The sequence below is a fragment of the uncultured Cocleimonas sp. genome (genome assembly GCF_947495625.1).
GTDB lineage: Bacteria > Pseudomonadota > Gammaproteobacteria > Thiotrichales > Thiotrichaceae > Cocleimonas.
On the sequence record NZ_CANLZW010000082.1, the window covers coordinates 1 to 606 of the forward strand.

General features: G+C 49.7%; 1 protein-coding gene. It reads right to left on the reverse strand.

Annotation, left to right across the window (positions count from 1 at the left end; genetic code table 11):
- On the reverse strand, positions 1-606 hold a 606-nt coding region (locus tag Q1A31_RS20930), incomplete at both ends, for a hypothetical protein (RefSeq protein WP_299881769.1).

The window sequence follows — 606 nt, forward strand, 5'->3', positions numbered from 1 at the left end:
GTGACACTCTCATCCGGCATCGTGAAGCTACTGCCAACACCTTCTGTCTGAGTTATCGTTACACCACCGGAACATGCATAGGTAGAGTCATAATTTGCCAGAGCTGTCTCGCCAAAGGTAATGGTATTGCCTACCGATGCACTCACCGTTTCACTGAATGCCGTTCCAGCTGTTACCGCATTATTGAGATCTGCCGCAGTGCCTGTAGTTGTGATCGTGGTACTCGAACCATCCGTGGCATCTCCTGCCCAGGCCTTAACGATCGTGACATTATTCCCTTTACGTGTGTTCGTTAAGGTACACGTGACACTCTCATCCGGCATCGTGAAGCTACTGCCAACACCTTCTGTCTGAGTTATCGTTACACCACCGGAACATGCATAGGTAGAGTCATAATTTGCCAGAGCTGTCTCGCCAAAGGTAATGGTATTGCCTACCGATGCACTCACCGTTTCACTGAATGCCGTTCCAGCTGTTACCGCATTATTGAGATCTGCCGCAGTGCCTGTAGTTGTGATCGTGGTACTCGAACCATCCGTGGCATCTCCTGCCCAGGCCTTAACGATCGTGACATTATTCCCTTTACGTGTGTTCGTTAAGGTACAT